The 20,198-nt window shown below is 71.8% G+C and carries 17 protein-coding genes; all 17 read left to right on the forward strand.

The genetic code is table 11. The annotated features are described in order from the left end of the window. Positions 1–24: 24 nt before the first annotated feature. The gene (locus JHE00_RS28880; protein WP_200324220.1) at positions 25–819 is read left to right on the forward strand and encodes an MlaE family ABC transporter permease; all 795 of its coding nucleotides are present in this window, start codon (positions 25–27) and stop codon (positions 817–819) included. Next, a complete protein-coding gene (locus JHE00_RS28885; protein ID WP_200324222.1) occupies positions 819–1,667 on the forward strand; it encodes an MlaE family ABC transporter permease in 849 nt (282 codons plus the stop codon). Before JHE00_RS28880 ends, JHE00_RS28885 begins: the two co-directional genes overlap by 1 nt. Further along, the gene (locus JHE00_RS28890) at positions 1,664–2,968 is read left to right on the forward strand and encodes an MCE family protein (RefSeq protein ID WP_200324224.1); all 1,305 of its coding nucleotides are present in this window, start codon (positions 1,664–1,666) and stop codon (positions 2,966–2,968) included. Before JHE00_RS28885 ends, JHE00_RS28890 begins: the two co-directional genes overlap by 4 nt. Continuing rightward, positions 2,965–4,017: an MCE family protein gene (locus JHE00_RS28895; RefSeq protein ID WP_200324226.1), complete on the forward strand. Its 1,053-nt coding sequence runs from the start codon at positions 2,965–2,967 to the stop codon at positions 4,015–4,017. The genes JHE00_RS28890 and JHE00_RS28895 overlap by 4 nt, the downstream gene beginning before the upstream one ends. Continuing rightward, positions 4,014–5,045, forward strand: coding sequence for an MCE family protein (locus JHE00_RS28900; RefSeq protein ID WP_200324228.1), 1,032 nt, complete (start codon positions 4,014–4,016; stop codon positions 5,043–5,045). The genes JHE00_RS28895 and JHE00_RS28900 overlap by 4 nt, the downstream gene beginning before the upstream one ends. Then, complete coding sequence (locus tag JHE00_RS28905) at positions 5,045–6,229, forward strand: MCE family protein (RefSeq protein ID WP_200324230.1); 1,185 nt, start codon at positions 5,045–5,047, stop codon at positions 6,227–6,229. Before JHE00_RS28900 ends, JHE00_RS28905 begins: the two co-directional genes overlap by 1 nt. Continuing rightward, positions 6,229–7,404, forward strand: coding sequence for an MCE family protein (locus JHE00_RS28910; protein ID WP_200324232.1), 1,176 nt, complete (start codon positions 6,229–6,231; stop codon positions 7,402–7,404). Before JHE00_RS28905 ends, JHE00_RS28910 begins: the two co-directional genes overlap by 1 nt. After that, complete coding sequence (locus tag JHE00_RS28915; RefSeq protein WP_200324234.1) at positions 7,404–8,651, forward strand: MCE family protein; 1,248 nt, start codon at positions 7,404–7,406, stop codon at positions 8,649–8,651. Before JHE00_RS28910 ends, JHE00_RS28915 begins: the two co-directional genes overlap by 1 nt. Continuing rightward, positions 8,648–9,130 (forward strand): Rv1363c family protein, encoded by a 483-nt coding sequence (locus JHE00_RS28920; RefSeq protein ID WP_200324236.1) that lies wholly within the window; start codon positions 8,648–8,650, stop codon positions 9,128–9,130. The genes JHE00_RS28915 and JHE00_RS28920 overlap by 4 nt, the downstream gene beginning before the upstream one ends. After that, positions 9,127–9,930, forward strand: coding sequence for a hypothetical protein (locus JHE00_RS35980; protein WP_307832164.1), 804 nt, complete (start codon positions 9,127–9,129; stop codon positions 9,928–9,930). Before JHE00_RS28920 ends, JHE00_RS35980 begins: the two co-directional genes overlap by 4 nt. A gap of 735 nt (positions 9,931–10,665) precedes the next feature. Continuing rightward, positions 10,666–12,261 (forward strand): UDP-N-acetylmuramoyl-L-alanyl-D-glutamate--2,6-diaminopimelate ligase, encoded by a 1,596-nt coding sequence (locus JHE00_RS28930; protein ID WP_200324238.1) that lies wholly within the window; start codon positions 10,666–10,668, stop codon positions 12,259–12,261. After that, on the forward strand, positions 12,258–13,718 hold the full coding sequence (locus tag JHE00_RS28935) for a UDP-N-acetylmuramoyl-tripeptide--D-alanyl-D-alanine ligase (protein WP_200324240.1): 1,461 nt from the start codon (positions 12,258–12,260) through the stop codon (positions 13,716–13,718). The genes JHE00_RS28930 and JHE00_RS28935 overlap by 4 nt, the downstream gene beginning before the upstream one ends. After that, the gene (gene mraY / locus JHE00_RS28940; protein WP_200324242.1) at positions 13,715–14,800 is read left to right on the forward strand and encodes a phospho-N-acetylmuramoyl-pentapeptide-transferase; all 1,086 of its coding nucleotides are present in this window, start codon (positions 13,715–13,717) and stop codon (positions 14,798–14,800) included. Before JHE00_RS28935 ends, mraY begins: the two co-directional genes overlap by 4 nt. A 4-nt stretch (positions 14,801–14,804) precedes the next feature. Further along, positions 14,805–16,211, forward strand: a complete 1,407-nt coding sequence (gene murD / locus JHE00_RS28945; RefSeq protein WP_200324244.1) for a UDP-N-acetylmuramoyl-L-alanine--D-glutamate ligase — start codon at positions 14,805–14,807, stop codon at positions 16,209–16,211. Beyond that, positions 16,198–17,676: a putative lipid II flippase FtsW gene (ftsW, locus tag JHE00_RS28950; protein WP_200324246.1), complete on the forward strand. Its 1,479-nt coding sequence runs from the start codon at positions 16,198–16,200 to the stop codon at positions 17,674–17,676. The genes murD and ftsW overlap by 14 nt, the downstream gene beginning before the upstream one ends. After that, positions 17,673–18,809 carry an undecaprenyldiphospho-muramoylpentapeptide beta-N-acetylglucosaminyltransferase gene (murG, locus tag JHE00_RS28955; RefSeq protein ID WP_200324248.1) on the forward strand — a complete coding sequence of 379 codons (1,137 nt, stop codon included), beginning with the start codon at positions 17,673–17,675 and terminating at the stop codon, positions 18,807–18,809. The genes ftsW and murG overlap by 4 nt, the downstream gene beginning before the upstream one ends. Beyond that, positions 18,793–20,196: a UDP-N-acetylmuramate--L-alanine ligase gene (gene murC, locus JHE00_RS28960; RefSeq protein ID WP_200324250.1), complete on the forward strand. Its 1,404-nt coding sequence runs from the start codon at positions 18,793–18,795 to the stop codon at positions 20,194–20,196. The genes murG and murC overlap by 17 nt, the downstream gene beginning before the upstream one ends. The last annotated feature ends 2 nt before the right edge of the window (positions 20,197–20,198 follow it).

Genomic DNA, 20,198 nt, shown 5'->3' on the forward strand with positions numbered 1-20,198 from the left:
CCAGGTAAGAGCGGCGGAGGTGCGATGGCAGCCCAGCAGGGATCGACGAGGATCCCAGGCACCGCCGCGCTGAGCCAGGTGGGCAGGCTCGCGACCCTGTCGTGGGAGGTGCTGCGGGCCATCCCGCGCAGGCCGTTCCAGACCAGGGAATGGATCCAGCAGTGCTGGTTCTTCGCCAGTGTCACGATTCTGCCGACCGCGCTCGTCGCGATCCCGTTCGGCGCGGTGATCGCGTTGCAGCTCGGTTCGCTCACGCAGCAGATCGGCGCGCAGTCGTTCACCGGCGCGGCGAGCGCGCTCGCGATCGTGCAGCAGGCGAGCCCGCTGATCACCGCGCTGCTCGTGGCCGGGGCCGGCGGCAGCGCGGTGTGCGCCGACATCGGCGCGCGCAAGATCCGCGAGGAGATCGACGCCATGGAGGTGCTGGGGGTCAACCCCATCCAGCGCCTCATCGTGCCGAGGGTGCTCGCGGCGATCGTGGTGTCGGTGTTGCTCAACGGCCTCGTGAGCGTGGTCGGTGTGCTCGGCGGCTACTTCTTCAACGTCGTTATGCAGGGCGGGACGCCCGGCGCCTACCTCGCGAGCTTCAACGCACTGGCGCAGGTGCCCGATCTGGTGATCAGTGAGATCAAGGCGTTCCTGTACGGCTTCGTCGCCGGAGTGGTCGCCGCGTTCCGCGGGCTCAACCCGGCGGGCGGGCCGAAGGGCGTCGGCGACGCGGTGAACCAGGCCGTGGTCATCACGTTCCTGCTGCTGTTCCTGATCAACGTCGCGCTCACCGCGATCTACCTCCAGATCGTTCCCCCGAAGGCCTTGTGATGAGCGGCGAGCCGACGGTGTCCGACCGGACCCTGGAGATCATCGCGCGACCCGGCGCGAGCCTCGAGGGCTTCGGCAAGCAACTGTCCTTCTACGCCAGGGCGCTCGCGTGGGCGCCGCGCACGCTGAGCCGCTACCGCCGCGAGATGCTGCGCCTGCTCACCGAGGTCAGCTTCGGCACCGGCGCGCTCGCCGTGATCGGCGGGACCCTCGGCGTGATGATCGGCATGACCCTGTTCACCGGGCTCATCGTGGGCCTGCAGGGCTACTCGGCGCTGGACCAGCTCGGCACGGCAGCGCTCACGGGGTTCATCTCCGCGTACTTCAACACCCGCGAGGTGGCGCCGCTCGCGGCGGGGCTCGCGTTGTCGGCGACCGTCGGCTGCGGGTTCACCGCACAGCTCGGCGCCATGCGGATCTCGGAGGAGATCGACGCGCTCGAGGTGATGGGCGTGCCGAGTCTGCCCTACCTCGTCACCACGCGCGTGCTCGCCGGGATCACCGCGGTGATCCCGCTCTACGCGGTGGGGTTGCTGTCGTCCTATCTGGCCTCCCGGCAGATCACCGTGTGGTTCTACGGCCAGTCGGCGGGCACCTACGACCACTACTTCAACCTGTTCCTGCCACCCGAGGACGTGCTCTGGTCGTTCCTCAAAGTGGTCGTGTTCAGTGCACTGGTGATCCTGTCGCACTGCTACTACGGCTACACCGCGAGCGGTGGGCCCGCGGGCGTCGGGGTCGCGGTGGGCAGGGCCGTGCGCACCTCGATCGTGCTGATCGTGGTGATCGACTTCTTCCTGAGCCTCGCCATCTGGGGCTCCTCGACGACGGTGAGGATCTCCGGGTGAGGGCGACGCTGCTGCGCAGGCTCTGGCACCAGGTTCTCGGCCTGGTGTTCCTCCTCGTGGCCGCGTTGCTGCTCGCGTTGTGCGTGGCGATCTACAACAAGGAGTTCACCGCGTACGTGGGCGTGCGGCTGGAGACCGACCGCGTCGGCAACCAGATGCGGGTGGGCGCCGACGTGAAGGTGCGCGGCATGCTCGTCGGCGAGGTGCGCGAGATCGAGACCACGGGGGACGGCGCCGCGCTCGAACTCGCGCTGCAACCCGACAAGGTGGAGGTCATCCCCGGCAACGTCTCCGCGCGGCTGCTGCCCAAGACGCTCTTCGGCGAGCGGTACGTGGCGCTGCAGCTGCCCGAACGGTCGGGCTCACCGATCGCGGCGGGTGCGGTGATCGGGCAGGACCGCAGCAGCTCCGCCGTCGAGCTGGAACAGGTGCTGTCCAACGTGCTGCCGCTGTTGCAGGCGGTGCAGCCGGAGAAGCTGTCGAGCACGCTGGGCGCGGTGTCCACGGCGCTGGAGGGCAGGGGCGAGCAGTTCGGCGACACGCTCGTGCAGCTGTCGGACTACCTGGGAGAGCTGAACCCGTCGCTGCCCGACATCAAGGCCGACATCAGCGGCCTCGCCGACGTCGCCGACACCTACGACCGCGCGGCGCCGGACTTCCTGGAGGCACTGTCGGACCTGACCACCACCACGCGCACGCTCGTCGAGAAGCGGGAGGAACTTGCTGGTCTCTACCAGAGCGTCGGCGGCGCGTCGGTGGACCTCGGCCGCTTCCTGGAGGTGAACCGCGACAACCTGATCGCGCTCACCAGCACCGCGCAGCCGACGCTGGACGTGCTCGCGAAGTACGCCCCCGAGTACCCGTGCCTGCTGCGCCAGCTCGCCGAGGCCGTGCCGCGTGCGGAGCAGGCGTTCGGCAAGGGCACCGACGAGATGAACCACGTGACGATCCGGATCACCGCCAGCCGCGGCAAGTACCTGCCGGGCCAGGACGAGCCACGCTATGACGACAAACGGGGGCCTCGCTGCTACCCGCAGGTCGAGCCGCCCGGTGCGTGGCCGCAGTACCCGCCCGAGGGCCCGATCGAGGACGGCTCGACGCATCCGCCGCCACCGAAGCGTGCCGGGTACGGCGGCGGCACCACGGCGGGGGTTCCCGAGCTGGCGAACTCGCCCGCCGAGCACGACCTGCTCGCCGAGCTGCTGGCACCGTCCACCGGCATCGCGCCCGACGAGGCTCCCGGCTGGGGCAGCCTGCTCGTCGGACCCGCCTATCGCGGAGCGGAGGTGAGGCTCGAATGAGGAGCTTCGTCCCGTCGCTGCTGAAGATCCTGGTGTTCGCCGTCGTCACCGTGCTGCTCACCGGGATCCTCGGCGCGACCATCGCCAACACCAACTTCGGGCCCACCTCCGGCTACACGGCGGTGTTCACCAACGCCTCGGGCCTGCAGGCGGGCGACGACGTGCGCATCGTGGGCGTCAAGGTCGGCAAGGTCTCCGAGATCACCGTGTCCGACGACAACCTCGCCGAGGTGCGCTTCGACATCGAACAGGTGCGCGAACTGCCCTCCGGCGTCACGGCCACGATCAAGTACCGCAACCTCGTCGGCCAGCGCTACCTCTCACTCGGCACCGACGTCGCCGGCGAGGGCGCGCTCCGGCCCGGCGACGCGATCCCCGTCGACCGCACCCAGCCCGCCCTCGACCTCACCGTGCTGTTCAACGGGTTCAAGCCGTTGTTCGACGCGCTCGACGCCGAGCAGGTGAACCAGCTCTCCCACGAGATCATCGCGGTGCTGCAGGGCGAGGGAGGCACGATCGAGAGCCTGTTGTCCCACACCGCCTCGCTCACGTCCACGATCGCCAGCAGGGACGAGGTGATCGGCCAGGTCATCGGCAACCTCAACACCGTGCTCGGGACGCTGAACCAGCGCGGGCCCCAGCTGGGCGGGCTCATCGACGCCACCCAGCAGCTCGTGACGGGCCTGTCGGAGCAGCGCGAGCCCATCGGCGAGGCGGTGTCCGCGCTGGGAGAGCTCACCACCACGACCTCCGGCCTGCTGAGCGAGGCGCGGCCGCCACTGAAACGCGACATCGCCGCGCTCGGTGCGCTGTCGGGCAACCTGGCCGATTCCGAGGAACTGCTCGACCACCTGCTGCAGGTGATGCCGGGCAACCTCGAGAAGTTCACGCGCACGCTCAGCTACGGCAGCTGGTTCAACTACTACCTCTGCGGGCTCACCGGCACGATCGGCCTCTCCTCGCTCAACATCACGCTGCCATTCCTGCCCCTGCCCGCGACCGAACAGCCCGAGAGGTGCGAGCCGACGGGAGCGCCACCAGGACCATGAAGCCACTCAAGGAACGCAACCAGGCCGCGGTGGGCGCCGTGACGCTCGTGCTCATCGCGCTCGCCGGGCTGGTCGCCTACAACTCCGACGACCTGCCGCTGTTCAGCAACAGCACCACCTACTCCGCCTACTTCGCCGAGTCCGCCGACCTGTCCTCGGGCAACGAGGTGCAGGTGGCCGGAGTCAAGGTCGGCGAGGTCGACGGGGTGACGCTGGACGGCAAGCGGGTGCACGTGACCTTCGAGGTCGAGAACGTCCGGCTCGGCGAGCGGACCGAGGCCTCGATCGAGGTGAAGACGTTGCTGGGTGAGAAGTTCCTCGCGCTGCGGCCCGACGGCGAGGGCACGCTCGACCCGAACGAGCCCATCCCGGTGAAGCGCACCAGGACTCCGTACCAGATCCAGGACGTGTTCTCCGACCTCGACCGGACGGTGGGCGACATCGACACCGGGCAGCTCGCGCAGAGCTTCGAGGTGATCGCCGACTCACTGGAGAACACCCCGCAGCACCTGCGCGACGCGCTGGGCGGGATGTCCGCGCTGGCCCAGACGGTGTCCTCGCGCGACGACGAGCTGGCCCGCCTGCTGTCCAACACCAGCGGCGTCTCGAAGGTGCTCGCCGACCGCGACACCCAGCTGCGGCAGGTGATCGACGACGGCAACCTCCTGCTGACCGAACTGCAGAACCGGGAGACGGCCATCGACCGGCTGCTCACCGGCGCGCAGCAGCTCTCCGACCAGCTCACCGGGCTCGTCGCCGACAACCAGGAGCAGCTCACGCCCGCGCTCGAACAGCTCGGCGTGGTCACGGATCTGTTGCAGCGCAACCAGGACAACCTCAACCGCAGCCTCGAGATGCTGGCCCCGTTCACCCGCATCGGAGCCAACGCGACCGGCAACGGCCGCTGGTTCGAGGGCTACATCTGCGGTCTGCTCCCGCCCGTGATCACCGTGGGCGGCGCGCAGATCAACCCCGAGGGCTGCTCGCCGCCGATCGCGGCGCCGAACCAGGGCGTCGGGGGGAACTGATGACCGTCGACACGCGGGCCCGGCGCAGTGTCTACAGCTGGCTCGCGCTGGCGTGCGTCGCCCTGCTGCTGCTCGCGACCGCGCTGTGGTGGCTGGGCAGGGCGGGCGGCACGCGGCTGACGGCGTACTTCGACAAGACCGTCGGCCTCTACGCCGGATCGTCGGTGCGCGTGCTGGGTGTCCCGGTCGGACAGATCACCGGCGTGACGCCCGAGGGCGGCTCGGTGCGCGTGGACCTGGAGGTGGACGTCCCCGTGCCCGAGGGCGCGGGCGCCGTCGTGGTGGCGCCGAGCCTGGTGAGCGACCGCTACGTGCAGCTGACCCCTGCCTACGACACCGGCCGTGCACTCGGCAACGGCGCCGTGATCCCGCGCGAGCGCACGGCGACGCCGGTGGAGCTCGACGACCTCTACGACAGCCTCAACGAGCTGTCCACCAGTCTCGGACCGAACGGTGCCAACGCCGACGGCGCGCTGTCCGACGTGCTCGACACCGCAGCCGAGAACCTCGACGGCAACGGCAAGAACCTCAACAACACCGTCACCGAGCTGGCCGGGCTCGCGAGCACGCTCGAGAACTCCAAGGGTGACCTGTTCGGGACCGTGCGGAACCTGCAGACGTTCACCTCGACGCTCGCTCGCAGTGACGCCCAGCTCAACGAGTTCTACGACCGGCTCGCCGACGTCACGGGCTTTCTGGCCGAGGACTCCGGCGACGTGGGCACGGCGTTGTCCGCGCTGGGCGGCGCGCTCACCGACGTGCGGCGGTTCGTCCAGGACAACCGCGAACAACTCTCCTCCAATGTGGACAAACTGGCCGGGATCACGGGTGTGCTCGTGGACCAGCGGGCCGCGCTCGCCGAGGTGCTCGATGTCGGGCCCACCGGCATGACGAACTTCATCAACACCTACGACGCGGCCTCCGGCAGCATCCAGGTGCGCTACAACGCCAACGAGCTCGCGCACCCGCTCATGGAGACACTGTGCAAGCTCGTGAGCGCGGGCACGCCCGAGCAGCTGCCCGACACGCTCGGCGATCTCTGCCGCGGCCTGGCGCCGTTCTTCGACGAGACCCTCGACCTGCCGTCGGTGCCCGAGACGCTCAACGCGCTGCAGAACGGCAAGCTCCCGCCGTTGCCGCTGCCCGTGGCCGACCTCCTGACGACGCCGCTGGAGACGGGCTGATGAGACGACTGCTGCTCCCCGTGCTCCCTGTGGTCACAGCCTGCCTGCTGCTGGCGGGCTGCGGCGGAGACAGCGGCTTCGGCGGGCTGTACAACACTCCGCTGCCCGGAAGTGCCGACCTCGGCGAGAATCCCTACCGCGTCACCGCGCAGTTCGGCGACGTGCTCGATCTCGTGCCCCAGGCGTCGGTGAAGGTCGACGACGTCGCCGTGGGCCGGGTCGAGAAGGTGGAGCTCGCCAAGGACACGAAGTCGGCCATCGTCACGCTGGCCGTCAACGGCGACGTGCGACTGCCCGCCAACGCCGACGCGCGGCTGCGGCAGTCGAGCCTGCTGGGGGAGAAGTTCGTCGAACTGGGCCCGCCCGCGGGGGAGCGCGCCACCGGCACCCTCGCCGACGGCGCGCGGATCCCGATCGAGCGCACCAACCGCAACCCCGAGGTCGAGGAGGTGCTGGGCGCGCTGTCGCTGCTGCTCAACGGCGGCGGCATCGAGCAGCTGTCCACGATCACCGAGGAGCTCAACGCCGCACTGTCCGGCAACGAGGCCGAGGTCAAGGCCCTGCTCTCCCGCGTCGACGAGCTCGCCACCGAACTCGACGGGCAGAAGGGCGAGATCATTCGCGCCATCGACGGCCTCAACCGCCTCTCCAGCACGCTCGTCGCCGAGACCGGCAACCTCACCACCGCGCTCGACCAGCTCGAACCCGGGCTACGGGTGGTGACCGAGCAGCGCGACCAGCTCGTCGGGATGCTGCAGTCGCTCGACCAGCTCTCCGGCGTCGCGGTGGACACCATCGACCGGAGCCGCGATGAGCTCGTCGCCAACCTGCACGCGCTCGCACCGACGCTGGAGAAGCTCGCCGAGGCGGGCACCGACCTGCCGACCGCGCTGCGGATCCTGCCGACCTACCCGTTCCCCGACGCGGCGGGCAGGGTGATCAGGGGCGACTACGCCAACGTCACCGCGCGCGTCGACCTCAACCTCGACCTGCTGCTGCAGAACTTCACCAACTCGTCGCAGCCGCCGCTGCAACCGCCGACACCGGATCTCGGACTGCCCGAGGGACCCGCGCCCCCGGCGTTGCCGCTGCCGGAGATCACGCCGCCGGAGCGGGAGCCGGGAGAGGGCGGCGTGCTCGGCGGGTTGCTCGGCGGACTGCTGGGAGGTGGCTGATGCTCACCGGACGACACCGCCTCAAACTGCTGGCGTTCCTGGTGATCGCGGTGGTCTCCGTGGTGTACGCGGGGATCAACTACGCGGGGCTGGACCGGCTGTTCGGCACCCGCGGCTACGCGGTCACTGTGCGGCTGGCCGACTCGGGCGGCATCTTCGTCAACGCCGAGGTGACCTACCGAGGGGTCGCGGTCGGCAAGGTCGTGGCGATGAACCTGACCGAGCGCGGCGTGGAGCTCACCCTCGACGTCGAGCCGAGTGCCGAGCCGATCCCCGCCGATACCGAGGCGAGGGTGTCCAACCGCTCGGCTGTCGGGGAGCAATACGTCGACCTGGTGCCGGGGCACCAGGACGGCCCGTACCTCGAGGACGGGTCGGTGATCGAGCAGCCCCGCACGTCGATTCCGCTGGCGCCCGACACCGTGCTCGCCAACCTCGACGAATTGGTGTCCAGTGTGGACCCCCAATCGCTGCGCACGGTGGTGGACGAGACCTACGACGCGTTCGCCGGTGCGGGGCCGGATCTGCAGCAGCTGCTCGACTCGGCGAGCTCGTTCACCACGACGGCCACCGAGAACCTGCCGCAGACGCGCGCGCTGCTCGCCGACGGCCGCGTTGTGCTCGACACCCAGCGCAGGCAGGGCGAGAACATCGGCGCGATCGCCGAGGGACTGCGCACCATCTCGGGCGAGCTGAAGGGCGCCGACCCCGACCTGCGGAAGGTGATCGACGAGGCGCCCCGGCTCAGCAAGGAGGTCAGCGACGTGCTCGCCGTGTCGGGCACCGACCTCGGCGTGGTGATCGCCAACCTGCTCACGACGTCCACCATCACCACCGCGCGCACCGACGCGATCGAGCAGCTGCTCGTGGCCTACCCGGTGATCTCGGCGTTCACGCGCTCGGTGACCTCGGGCGGCGAAGGACATCTCGGGTTCGTGCTCAACCTGTTCGACCCGTACTCCTGCACGCGCGGCTACGAGGGCACCGAACAGCGGCCTGCCAACGACACCAGCGAGGCGCCCCCCAACACCGAGGCGTACTGCGCGGAGCCGCCCGGCAGCCCGAGCAGCGTGCGCGGCGCGCAGAACGCACCGTTCGCGGGGATGCCGGTGGACGTGCCGGAGGCGTCGCGGCAGGAACAGCAGACCACCGACGGCAGGCCGCGCGACGACGCGCTGCCCGGCGTGCTGGGACTGCTCGGCGGCGCGGGACGCGGCGTCGGCGGGCTGCTGGGGCTGGACCGATGAGGGCGCTGGCCGTCGTGGCCACGCTCGCCGTGGCGGCCGCGGCGTGGTTCGGCTGGACGTGGGTGAGCGCGGCCAACGACGACGGGCTCGAGGTCGCGCGCGAACGCGACGCCGTGCTCGCGGCTGTCGGCGACGGTCTGGTCGCGCTGCACACGATCGACCACCGTCATGCCGACCGCGACATCGCCCGGTGGATCGAGGTGACCACGGGCGAGCTGGGCGACGAGCTGGCCAGGGACCGGCAGCTGCAACTCGACCGCGCGGCGGGCACGAAGACGGTGGCGTCGGCGACCCTGCTGGAGGCAGCGGTGACGGAGCTGGACTACGAGGCGGGCACGGCGCGGCTCGTCGCGGTGCTGGACGTGCGGCTGGGCACCGAAGGCGAACCGCCCGAGCCGCAGCGCAGCAGGCTGACCGTGGGTGCGGAGCGCGCCGGCGAGGTCTGGAAGGTCAGCGAGGTACAGGCGGCGGGCGGATGACGGAGCGAACCGAGGCCGACATCGACGAGCCGGCCCCCGAGCCGGACGACGCCGAGGCGGGGGCTGTGCCTTCCGGGCCGGGCGACGCCGAGGGGCGGGTTCCCGAGCACAGTGACGCCGGGCAGCGGACCGCGGCCCCCGAGCCGGACGACGAGGGCGACCCGGCCAGGCCACCCGCTCCGGCGCGCAGACCCCGCCCCACCGCCAGACCGAAGCCAAGCCCCGGACCGGCGGCGCCGGAGACGGCAGAGACGGCCGAGCCGCCCGAGGACGCCGAGCCGCGGCGCGGAGTAGCGGGCAGGCGGGCGACGGTCCTGGCGGCGCTGGTCGCCGTGCTCGTGCTGGCGATCGGGGCGGCGGTGTGGTCGGGGCTGGAGGCGCAGCGCCTGCGAGACCCTGGCGGCAACGTGGCGCTGGCGGACGAGGCGGCGACGCGGGAGGTCGCCGAGCAGGTGAGCGCGGGACTGAAGGCGATCTTCTCCTACGACTACAACAACCTCGCGCGCACGGAGCGCGCGGCGGACGACGTGCTCGTCGGCCGCGCGGTCGAGCAGTACGCCCGCAGCTTCGCCGACGCGAAGGCGCGGGCGCAGGAGCAACGTCTAGTGCGCACGACCACGGTCCGCTCGGTGGGCGTGCAGGAGCTCGCGGGAAGCGAGGCGCGAGTCGTGGTCCTGGTGGACCAGCAAACCCTGCACACGGCCGAGGACAACCGCCAGGACACGACCACGGCCGCGCTGACCGTGGCGGCCACCCGAGCGGGCGGCTCCTGGAAACTCTCGTCCCTGACCCCACTCTGACCCGCGAGTCCCCCACTCCAGCACGCGAGTCCCCCGCTCCGATCGGCGAGTTGCCCGCCCAGGCTCGCGAGTTGCCCGATCCCGGAGGCGCGGGCCGTCCGCCCCGGTGGACACGTCCCGCGATTCGGTCCGGCGGAAGGCGGACACCCCGGCGCAGGTGTGGTCCCGGCCCGGTGAACCCACTCGAGTGCGACGACGCCAATCCTCGCACCCGAGCGGGGAACTCCCACCCGGCAACGGAACTCGCGTGTCGCAACAGGAAAGTCACGCCCCGCAACGGGAACCTACGTGCCGGATCGGGGAATTCGCGCGCTGCAACGGGGGACTCGCGCGCTTGGGCGGGGGACTCGCGGGCCGGAGCTGGGCAACTCATGCGCGGAAATGGGGGACTCGCAGGCTGGAGCGGGGGACTCGCGCCAAAGGGGCAACTCACGCGCTTGGGCGGGGGACCTCGCGCGCTTGGCCGGGGATCTCGCGCGCCAGAGTGGGCAACTCACGCGCCGCAGCGGGGGACTCGCGCGCTTGGGCGGGCAACTCGCGGGCTGGAGCGGGCAACTCGCGTGCCTCGGCGGGCAACTCGCGTGCCGGAGTGGGGGACTCGCGGGCCTGGGCGGGGGACTCGCGGGCGGGGCTTGGCTTGTCGGCTCGGGGGTGGTGACGCGCGCCGGCGTGCGGGACGCACGCGAGGGGCGCACCGCTTCCAGCGGCCGGGCGCGCCGCCGGTAACCTTCCCGCGTGTCTGTCAACAACAACGAGTCCGCCCAGGCAGGGCGGGTTCCGGACAGCCCGGCCAAGGTCTCCGCCGCGCCACCGCGTCCACTCCGCATCGAACCGGTGCCGCTGACGACGCTGGTCGCGCGCGCCGACGCCCGCCTCATCGCCGACCCCGCCGCCGTGGACATCGCGATCACCGGCGCGACCCTGCGTGCGCAGCACGTCATCCCCGGTGATCTCTTCGCCGCGCTGCCCGGCGCGCGCGTGCACGGCGCCGACTTCGCCGCCGACGCGATCGCCGCGGGCGCCGCCGCGGTGCTCACCGACGAGGCCGGCGCCGAGCGCCCCTCGCTGCGCGACACCGACGTCCCCGTGCTCGTCCACACCGACCCCCGCGCGGTGCTCGGCGAGGTCGCGGCGTGGATCTACGGCGAGCCGTCGCTGCAGCTGGCCGTACTCGGCATCACCGGCACGTCGGGCAAGACCACCACTGCCTACCTGGTCGAGTCGGGCCTGCGGGCCGCGGACCGGGTCACCGGGCTCATCGGCACGGTCGAGACGCGCATTGCGGGCGAGCGCCTCACCAGCGCCTTCACCACCCCCGAGGCGCCCGACCTGCAGGCGCTGCTCGCCGTGATGGTGGAGCAGGGCGTCACGCACGTGCCGATGGAGGTGTCCAGCCACGCCCTGTCGCTCGGCCGCGTGAACGGCACCCGCTTCGCCGTCGGAGCGTTCACGAACCTCTCGCAGGACCACCTCGACTTCCACCGCGACATGGAGGAGTACTTCGCCGCCAAGTCGCTGCTGTTCGACGGCAGGTCCACTCACGAGGCCGTGGTGGTCGACAGCGCGTGGGGCCAGCAGCTGGTCACCCCGCAGACCGTGACCGTCTCCACCGAGCCGGGCACGTCGGCCGTGTGGCGCGCCTCCGACATCGAGATCGTCGCGACGGGGGAGCAGCGCTTCGTCCTGCACCACCCCGACGGCCGCACCGCGACGGCGACCCTGCCGTTGCCGGGCGCGTTCAACGTCGCCAACGCCGCGCTCGCCGCCGCGATCCTGGACACCGCGGGCATCGAGCTGGAGCACATCGTCGAGGGCCTGGCCACCGTCGAGGTCCCCGGCCGCATGGAGCGTGTCTACCTCGGCCAGGACTTCACGGCCGTCGTCGACTACGCCCACAAACCCGCCGCGGTCGCGCAGGCGCTGCAGGCCCTGCGCGCCCGCACCGAGGGCCGCATCATCACGGTGCTCGGCTGCGGCGGCGACCGCGACACCGCCAAGCGCCCGATGATGGGCGAGGCCGCGGTCAGGGGCAGCGACCTGGTGATCGTCACCGACGACAACCCGCGCAGCGAGGACCCCGCCGCCATCAGGGAGGCGATGCTGCACGGCGCCCGCGCCGTCGGTCCCGTCCAGAGCGGTGAGGTGCTGGAGATCGGCGATCGCCGCGAAGCCATCGTCGCCGCCGTCGAGCGGGCCCGGCCCGGTGACGTCGTGCTCGTGGCAGGCAAGGGCCACGAGACCGGCCAGGAGATCGCCGGCGTGGTGCATCCCTTCTCCGACCGCGACGAACTGGAGGCCGCGATCCGCGACAAACTCGAGGTGACCGTGTGATCGCGCTCAGCCTGGCCGAGATCGCCGACATCGTCGGCGGGCGGCTGCACAACAGTGACGGCGGTGAGCGGGTCACCGGAGGCGTCGAGTTCGACTCCCGCGCGCTCACCGAGGGCGGTCTGTTCGTGGCGCTGCCCGGCGAGCGGGTCGACGGGCACACGTTCGCCGCGCGCGCGATCGACGCGGGAGCGGCCGGGGTGCTGGCGGCCCGCGAGGTCGACGCGCCCGCCGTCATCGTGCCGCCGCTGCCGCAGGGTGAGGCCCACGAGCGCTCGGTCGCGCTCACCGGCGACACCGACGGCTCCGGCGCCGCCGTGCTCGCGGCGCTCGGCAAGCTCGCCCGCCACGTGGTCACGGTGCTCTCGCGTGACGAGCTGACGGTCGTGGGCGTCACGGGCTCGTCGGGCAAGACGTCGACCAAGGACCTCATCGCCCAGGTGCTCGAACCGCTGGGGCCGACCGTCGCGCCGCCCGGCTCGTTCAACAACGAGCTCGGCCACCCGTGGACCGCGCTGCGCGCCGACGCGGGCACCCGGCACCTGGTGCTGGAGCTGTCCGCCCGCGGGGTCGGTCACATCGCCGAGCTGGCCGCGATCGCGCCGCCCCGCATCGGGGTGGTGCTCAACGTCGGCAGCGCGCACGTCAGTGAGTTCGGGTCCCGCGACGGCATCGCCCAGGCCAAGGGCGAGCTCGTGGAGGCACTGCCCGCCGACGGTGTCGCCGTGCTCAACGTCGACGATCCGCTGGTGGCGGCGATGGCGTCGCGCACGAAGGCCCGCGTCGTCGGGGTCGGTGAACGTCCGGACGCCACGGTGCGTGCCGAGAACGTGCGCCTCGACGACCAGGCCCGTGCGTCGTTCCGGCTGGTCGCCCCGCAGGGCCAGGCCGACGTCACGCTCGGGCTCGTCGGCGAGCACCACGTCGGCAACGCCCTGTCGGCCGCGGCCGTGGCACTCGAGCTCGGCTCGTCCGTCGAGGAGGTCGCCGAGCGGCTCAGCACCGCGCAGCGCCGCTCGGCCCACCGCATGGAGGTGGTCACCCGCTCCGACGGGCTGACCGTGCTCGACGACTCGTACAACGCGAACCCGGAGTCGATGCGCGCCGCGCTCAAGACTCTGGCCTCGATGTCGAAGAGCAAGAAGTCGTGGGCGGTACTCGGTGTGATGGCCGAACTGGGGGCCGATACCGTGTCCGCGCACGACGACATCGGCAGGCTCGCCGTGCGGCTCAACATCAACCGGCTCGTCGTGGTCGGCCAGCAGGCCGCCGCCATGCACCACGGCGCGTGCCACGAAGGATCTTGGGGAGAGGAGTCGGTCCTGGTGCCCGACACCGACGCCGCGGTCGCGCTGCTGCGCGACGAGCTGCGTCCCGACGATGTCGTTCTGGTGAAGGCTTCGAACTCCGTCCAGTTGTGGCGCGTGACCGATGCACTACTGGAAGGCGATAACGCGTGATCAGCATCATGATCGCGGCCGGGGTCGGGCTGCTGGTCTCCATCCTGCTCACGCCGTACCTGATCCGGTTCTTCTCGAAGCAGGGCTTCGGTCAGGAGATCCGTGAGGAGGGCCCGGAGGGGCACAAGTCGAAGCGCGGCACGCCGACGATGGGCGGTGTGGCGATCATCGTCGCGATGGTGGTGGCGTACTTCGTCGCCCACCTCGCCGACTGGTTGCGCGGCTCCATCAACGACGGGCCGACCGCCTCCGGACTGCTGGTGCTGGGGCTCTCGGTCGGGCTCGGCATCGTCGGGTTCCTCGACGACTTCATCAAGATCCGCAAGCAGCGAAACCTCGGCCTGAACAAGACCGCGAAGCTGGTGGGCCAGCTCGTGGTGGCGGTGACGTTCGGCATCCTCGTGCTGCAGTTCGCCGACGAGAACGGGCTCACCCCGGCGTCGCAGAACCTGTCGTACGTGCGCGACCTGGCACTGATCTTCTTCCCGGTGCCCATCTTCATCCTGTTCTGCTACTTGCTGATCTCGGCGTGGTCGAACGCGGTGAACTTCACCGACGGCCTCGACGGGCTCGCGGGCGGCGCGGCCGCGATGGTGCTGTCGACGTACGTGGTGATCGCGTTCTGGCAGGCCAGGCTCAGCTGTGTGGAGTCGCCGCAGGCCGCGTGTTACGACGTGCGCGACCCGCTCGACCTCGCGGTGGTGGCCGCGGCGGGCGCCGGTGCGTGCGTCGGGTTCCTGTGGTGGAACGCCGCACCGGCGAAGATCTTCATGGGTGACACCGGCTCGCTGGCGCTCGGTGGTCTGGTCGCCGGGTTGTCGATGACCACGCGCACGGAGCTGCTCGCGATCGTGATCGGCGGCCTGTTCGTGGTCGAGATGATCTCGGTGGTGCTGCAGATCGCGGTGTTCCGCACGACCAGGCGCAGGCTCTTCCGCATGGCGCCGTTCCATCATCATTTCGAGCTGGCCGGGTGGGCGGAAACCACGGTGATCATCCGCTTCTGGTTGCTCGCGGCCATCTGCTGCATGTTCGGCCTCGGACTGTTCTACAGCGAGCAGCTCGGGCTCGGAGGAGGCTAGCCCCATGGACCTCGCGGACGCTGCGGGGAGGAGCGTGCTCGTGGCGGGCGCCGGGGTCACCGGGAAGTCGGTGACCGCCGCGCTGACCGCGCTCGGCGCCGAGGTCACGGTCACCGACGGCAACGCGGAGCGGCTCGCCGAGCTCGACGGGCTCGGCGCCACGCTGGTCCCCGGTCTCGCCGAACCGCCCGAGGACACCGACCTGGTCGTCACCAGCCCCGGCTGGCGCCCCGACGCGCCGCTGCTCACCGCGGCGGCAGCGCGCGGCGTCGAGGTCATCGGCGACGTCGAGCTGGCCTGGCGGATCTCGCAGCGCAGGGAGAACCCGCCCGCGTGGCTCGCCGTCACCGGCACCAACGGCAAGACCACCACCGTCGGCATGCTCGAGGCCATCCTGCGCACGGCCGGGGTGAACGCTGTGGCCTGCGGCAACGTCGGCTTCGCCGTGCTCGACGCCGTGCTGGCGGGGCACGAGGCGCTGGCGGTGGAGTTGTCGAGCTTCCAGCTGCACTGGTCGAATACGCTCGCGCCGACGGCGTCGGTGGTGCTCAACGTCGCCGAGGACCACCTCGACTGGCACGGCGGCCTCGACGCCTACGCCGAGGCCAAGGGCAAGATCCACGACCATTCCGCCACGGTCGTGCACAACACCGCCGATGCCACCTCGGTGCGGCTGGCCTCCGCGCACGCGCCCGAGGGCGCGGCGCACGTCGGGTTCCGGCTCGACACCCCGCGGCCAGGTGAGCTGGGCGTGGTGGAGGACCTGCTGGTCGACCGCGCGTTCGTCGCCGATCCGGCCACCACCGCCGACGAGCTCGCGTACCTCACCGACGTGCGCCCAGGCGGGCCGCACAACGTGGCGAACGCGCTGGCCGCGGCCGCGCTGGCCAGGGCGTACGGCGTCGAGGCCGGGAAGATCGCCGAGGGGCTGCGCGCGTTCCGGCCCGGCGCGCACCGCGCCGTCGAGGTCGCCGAGATCGACGGCGTCCGCTACGTCAACGACTCGAAGGCCACCAACCCGCACGCGGCGGCCGGGTCGCTGCTCGCGCACCCCTCCGTGGTGTGGATCGCGGGCGGCCTGCTCAAGGGCGCGTCGGTCGAGGAGCTGGTGGCGACGGTCGCCGGGCGCCTGCGTGCGGTGGTGCTGCTGGGCGCCGACGCCGACGTGATCGCCACCGCTGTTGCGCGACACGCGCCGGATGTCCCGGTGAAGCGGCTGAGTCCGGGTGACCATGAGCCCATGACTTCGGCGGTGACGGTGGCCCGCGCCTTGGCGCACCCGGGTGATGCGGTGCTGCTCGCGCCCGCTGCCGCGTCGCTGGACATGTTCCGCGACTACGCGGCGCGTGGAGACGCGTTCGCCGCTGCCGTGGGCGCGCTGAGAGGGCAGCACCCCCGTGACGGCGGTTGACGAGGCCCGAAGCAGCGGCGACGAACGGCGTGAGGGCGTCCCCCGTCGCAGACGCGAGCGGGCCGAACGCGGGTTCGCGGCGGTCCGCAGCGCGCTCACCGCGTGGCTCTCCCGGCCGCTGGCCGACTTCCACCTGATCCTCGCCACGTGCGGCATGCTCGGTGCGATCGGCATCGTGATGGTGCTGTCGGCCTCGTCGGTTTCGTCGTACAGCCCTGGCAGCGACTCCAGCGTCTACGCCCTGTTCCAGCGGCACGTGCTGTTCTGCCTGATCGGCACGGTGGTGTTCTGGCTCGGCGTGCGCGTGCCGCTCAAACGCATCCGGACACTGTCGTCCGCAGGCGTGGTCGTCTGCCTCGGCCTGCTGGCACTCGTGCTCACCCCGCTGGGCCGCAGCGTCAACGGCTCCCAGGGCTGGTTCGTGATCGGGCCGTTGTCCCTGCAGCCCGTCGAGGTCGCCAAGGTCGCGCTCGCGCTGTGGGGTGCGCACATCCTCGTGGTGAAGTACAACGTCCTGCACCAGTGGCGTCACCTGCTCGTGCCGCTCGTGCCGGTGGCGCTGCTGATGTTCGCGCTCGTGATGGCCCAGCCCGACCTGGGCGGCACGATCACGCTCGGCGTCGTGCTCGTCTCCCTGCTGTGGTTCGCGGGCGCGCCGAAACGGCTGTTCGGGGTGATCTTCGCGGCCGGGGTCGCCGGCGTGGTCACCCTCGCGCTGGTCGCCCAGTACCGGCTCGACCGCGTGATGACGTTCCTCAACCCCGACGAGGACCCGCTCGGCAAGGGGCTGCAGGCCAACCAGGCGCTGTACGCGCTGGCCGACGGCGGCCTGTTCGGCAAGGGACTCGGGCAGGGCCAGTCCAAGTGGGCGTACCTGCCCAACGTGCAGCACGACTTCATCTTCGCCCTCATCGGCGAGGAGCTCGGCTTCGTCGGCTCCGTCGTGGTGATCAGCCTGTTCGGTCTGCTCGCGTTCGTGGGCCTGCGCATCGCGGTGCGCAACCTCGACCCGTGGATCCGCATCGTCGCGGGCACGCTGACGGTGTGGCTGGTGGCGCAGGCCGCCATCAACATCGGCTACGTGGTCGGCCTGCTGCCTGTCACGGGCGTGACGCTGCCGATGATCTCCTACGGCGGCACCTCGCTGCTCGTGACGATGCTGCTGTTCGGCATCCTCGCCAACTGCGCGCGGCACGAACCGGAGGCGGTCGCGGCACTGCGCACGCAGGGACCCGGTAAGTTCGGCCGTCTGATGCGGCTGCCCGCGCCGGACCCGTACCGCCCTCCCGCCAAGCGCAGGGGCAGCGGCCGGGGCGCCCCGGCCAAGGGCGGCAGGCCCGCCGCCCGCAGCGCACGCTCGGCGTCGACGCCCGATCGCAGGCGAGCCGCGCCGGAGTACGGTCGACGGAGCACGCCACGAGGCGGCGCCCGACGAGGAACGCAAACGCGGAGAGGACGCAGGTGAGCCAGCCCGTACCTGGGGGCGAGAAGGCCGCTTCGACAGCGGCACCGACCGTGGTCGTCGCGGGAGGAGGCACGGCGGGCCACATCGAACCGGCGCTCGCGCTCGCCGACGCCGTGATGCGCCTGAGGCCCGACGCCAAGGTCGTGGCGCTCGGCACGGAGCGGGGGCTGGAGAACCGGCTCGTGCCCGCCCGTGGCTATCCGCTCGAACTCATTCCGCCCGTGCCGATGCCGCGCAAGCCGACGCCCGAGCTGCTGCGCCTGCCGCTCAAGGTCCGCGACTCGGTGCGCCGCACCCGCGAGGTGCTCGACCGCGTCGGCGCCGACGTGGTGGTGGGCTTCGGCGGCTACGTCGCGCTGCCCGCCTACCTGGCCGCGCGCGGGCGCGTGCCGATCGTGGTGCACGAGGCCAACAAGCACGCCGGGCTCGCCAACAAGGTCGGGGCCAGGTTCGCCTCGAAGGTCGCCGTCGCGGTGCCCGGCACGACGCTGCCGGGATCCGAGGTGGTCGGCATCCCGCTGCGGCACTCCATCACCTCGCTGGACAGGGCCGCGCTGCGGGCCGAGGCGCGCAGTCACTTCGGCCTCGACCCGGACGCGCCCACACTGCTGGTCTTCGGTGGCTCCCAGGGCGCGCGCTCGATCAACACGGCGGTCTCCGGTGCGGCGAAGGAGTTCGCCGACGCGGGCGTCGGCGTGCTGCACGCGCACGGCCCGAAGAACACCGTGGCGGTGCGCGAGTACCCCGGCAGGCCCTCCTACGTCCCCGTGCCGTACCTCGAGCGCATGGACCTCGCCTACGCCGCGGCCGACCTGGTGCTGTGCCGCTCGGGCGCGATGACCGTCGCCGAGGTGTCGGCCGTCGGCCTGCCCGCGGTGTTCGTGCCGCTGCCCATCGGCAACGGCGAGCAGGCGCTCAACGCCGAGCCCGCCGTCGACGCGGGCGCCGCGCTGCTCGTGCCCGACGGCGAGCTGACCCCGGACAAGGTGACCGAGCTGGTGCTCCCGCTCGCCACCGACCCGGAGCGGCTCGCGAAGATGAGTGCGGCCGCGGTGTCACTCGGGCATCGTGAGGCGGACGAGGTGCTGGCGAAACTGGTGCTGGAGGCTGGGGGACATGGAACTTCGCGATGAGCTGCGACGCGCCCATCTGATCGGGATCGGCGGTGCCGGGATGAGCGGCATCGCCCGCATCCTGCTGGCCCGCGGCGCGCAGGTGTCCGGTTCGGACGCGAAGGACTCGCGCGCGTTCCTCACGCTGCGCGCGCAGGGCGCCCGCATCGAGGTGGGGCAGAGCGCGGAGAACCTCGACGCGTTCGAGGGCGGACCGTCGGCCGTGATCGTCTCCACCGCCATCAAGGACACCAACCCCGAGCTCGTCGCCGCCAGGGAGCGCGGCGTCCCGGTGCTGCACCGGGCGCAGGCGCTCGCGGCCCTCATGGAGGGCCACCGGACGGCGTGCATCGCGGGCACGCACGGCAAGACGTCGACCACGTCGATGCTCACCGTCGCGCTGCAGCACTGCAGGCTCGACCCGTCGTTCGCCATCGGCGGCGACCTCAACGAGTCCGGAGCCAACGCACACCACGGCGAGGGCGGGCTGTTCGTCGCCGAGGCCGACGAGAGCGACGGCTCGTTCCTCACCTACTCGCCGTCGGTCGCCGTCGTGACCAACGTCGAGCCCGACCACCTCGACCACCACGGCACCGCCGAGGCCTACGTCGCGGTGTTCACGCGGTTCGTGGAGCGCATCGAGCCGGACGGCGTGCTGATCGTGTGCGCCGACGACGCGCCGGCCAACGAGCTCGCCGCGCACGCCGAGGCCGCCGGTGTGCGCGTGCGCCGCTACGGCCGCTCGGCCACCGGCGCCGACGACGCGCGGGTGCTCGACTACGCGCCCGGCGAGGACGGCGGCACGGTGCGGGTCGCCCTCGGCGGCGACGAGCTCGCCGTGCGGGTCGCCGTGCCCGGCGAGCACATGGCGCTCAACGCCGTCGCCGCGCTGCTGGCCGGGCTCGAGCTGGGCGCGCCCGCCGACGAGCTGGCCGAGGGGCTGGCCGCGTTCGGCGGGGTGCGCAGGCGCTTCGAGTTCAAGGGCCGCGCGGCCGACGTGCGGGTCTACGACGACTACGCCCACCACCCCACGGAGGTCGCCGCACAGCTGCGCGCCGTGCGCCACGCGGCGGGCCTCGGCCGGGTCATCGTGGTCTTCCAGCCGCACCTGTACTCGCGCACCAAGGCCTTCGCGACCGAGTTCGCCGAGGCGCTCGGCCTGGCCGACGAGGTGATCCTGCTCGACGTCTACGGCGCCCGTGAGGAGCCGGAGCCCGGTGTCACCGGCGAGCTCGTCGCCGAGCGCATCGCGGGCGCGGCCGTGCACTACGAGCCCGCGTTCGACAGGGCGGCCGCACTGGCCGCCGACCTCGTCAAGCCCGGCGACCTGCTGGTCACGATGGGCGCGGGCGACGTCACGCAGCTGGGCCCCGAGATCCTCGCCGAACTCGACCGCCGCGGCGCGTAACG

The sequence above is a fragment of the Prauserella cavernicola genome (genome assembly GCF_016595675.1).
In the GTDB taxonomy this organism is placed as follows: domain Bacteria; phylum Actinomycetota; class Actinomycetes; order Mycobacteriales; family Pseudonocardiaceae; genus Prauserella_A; species Prauserella_A cavernicola.